Here is a 2,123-nt window from a genome sequence, read left to right on the forward strand (position 1 = left end):
CGATCTCGGCCTTGAACTCGGACGTGAATGCCCGCCGCGGCCTCGATCGCTTCTTTCCCACGCTCTCCATGATGCTGGACATCCTCCCGGAGACCCCAGGTCCCCTGATCTTGGATGTCCGTCAAACGGGGCAGGCCCACACACCAAGGCCACAACACGCCCGCCGAGCTACCACCACACCAAGCCACAACACGCCCACCGAGCTACCACCACACCAAGCCACAACACGCCCACCGGGTAGCTTTCACCCATGCCGAGCGATCTCCCGGAGTACGACAGCTCGATGATCGAGGTCCTGGAGTTCGACAAAGCGGTCCGCAAGCGCCCCGGCATGTACTTCGGGGCCGGCCAGGACGATCCGAGCCTGCCGACCCGGATGCTCGCCGTGATCCTGTGGCGCCCCCTGCATACCGGCGCCGACCCCCACACCTCCCACGTGACCGCCGAGATCACCGGGAATCTGATCGTCACGATCGCCGACGACCAGGCCGAGACGCTGACCGTCAACGGCCACGGCGCCCTGCTGAGCCCCGAACGCTGGGAATACCAGGCCGCCGCCGCCCTGACCGCCCGGACGTCTCTCGAGGTCTGGCGTGACGGCCGAGGCTTCCGCCAGGAGCTGGCCGGCGCCCGCCCGCTGCGCCCGCCCACCCCGTTCAGCCCTCCCCCGGGCTCCGGCACCCGGGTGACCTTCACTTCGACCCCGGTCAATTCCGGCCGCCCGCCGCCTTCGCCCGCGACCTCGCCGGCCTCGACGTGCACGGCACCGGCTGCGACGCCCCACCAGGCCCGAACCACATCCTTCTCCGCGACCTCCGCGACCTCACCGAGCCACGCGAACACCGGCTCCGCTGACCGCCACCGAGCCCAGCGGCACACCGCCCGCCTCCCGGTGCCGAGGAGCATCCGCATGACCACGCCACGGACGGAACCGTGATCCACCCCGGCTGGCCGTGAACACTGACCCTGCTGGCTATTTAAGAAAGGCTCTCTACCAGCGCATATCTGGTCCGATCCCTGGCCGCCGGGCCTCGCCTCGGGGGTGTCGGGTAGCGGAAATCGGACCTGGATCCAGATTTTCATGGCCTGCGACGGCGACTACAGGGAGGTGGAGACCCCTCCGCCGTGGCGTTTCCGCAGGTAGACGGCTCTCCTCAAATAGCCAGCGGGGTCAGCGCTGCCGCACGCCCGCTGAGTCAGTCAGCCCCCGCAGCCAGCCGAAAAGCCTTCAGCTGGCCTCAGCGCCGACTCGCACGCCCCGAAAGAGCACTGACATAGCAGCAGAAGATCAGCCACTGAGCGGACAGCCGCCCGGTGCGGAGATCGCGACCGGTCCGAGCCGGGTCGGTGGTGACACACATGGCGCGACGGCCATCGACGATATGGCGGTGTCATGAATCGATCGATTTCGCGTGATCGGAAACGCGATCTAAAATGAGTCGGTGAGATTGCGCGCGTTCCGGCGATAACAGCCGGGAATTTGCGCGCTCCGGCAGAAACAGCCGGGAATCCTCCCGCTCCGGCAAGAACAGCCGGGAATTTGCGCGTCCTGGCAGAAACAGCCGGGAATTCTCCCGCTCCGGGAGGAACGGTCCGGGGAGGGGATGGCGAATCCCTGATTCCGCTGGATGCCGATCTCGTCGGCCTTACTCGAGCCGAACCCGAGACCGAAACCGGCTCGGCCCGACCGCCGTCGTTCTCGCCGGCCGCCCCACCGCCGCCCGGCCCGGTACTGGGCCGGGCGGCGGGCCACCCGGACCGGCGAAGTCCTCCGCACGCACCCGGCGGCCACTCCGACGAGCCAGTCACCCGAGCGGTCCGGCCCCACGGGTCCGCCTGACGCGTGAATCCGGCACACGGCCCCGGCCACCGCACGGATCGCTTGAGCCCCGGTGGCCCGCCGCGGCTCCGCCCCGATTAGCCGCACCGTCGTGAGCAACGGATTCGCTGCGAACAGAGATCCGAAAACGACCGACGGCCGTCTCGCGACCGGCAGCCTGGCCAAGTCCAGCGGTTGCGCCGCGGCAGGCGGTTGCGCCGCGGCAGGCGGTTGCGCCGCGGCAGGCGGTTGCGCCGCGGCAGGCGGTTGCGCCGCGGCAGGCGGTTGCGCCGCGGCAGGCGGT

1 protein-coding gene is annotated in these 2,123 nt (G+C 69.4%); it reads left to right on the forward strand.

Features of this window, described 5'->3' with window-relative positions; genetic code table 11:
- The first annotated feature begins 250 nt into the window (after positions 1–250).
- Complete coding sequence (locus AB0I88_RS41220; protein WP_361037743.1) at positions 251–937, forward strand: hypothetical protein; 687 nt, start codon at positions 251–253, stop codon at positions 935–937.
- Positions 938–2,123 lie beyond the last annotated feature (1,186 nt).

This window comes from Actinoplanes sp. NPDC049802 (assembly GCF_040656595.1).
Lineage (GTDB): Bacteria > Actinomycetota > Actinomycetes > Mycobacteriales > Micromonosporaceae > Actinoplanes.

Excerpts from the sequence above, each read along its gene's own strand:
- AB0I88_RS41220 (WP_361037743.1), top strand. The coding sequence starts at position 251 with ATGCCGAGCGATCTCCCGGAGTACGACAGCTCGATGATCGAGGTCCTG.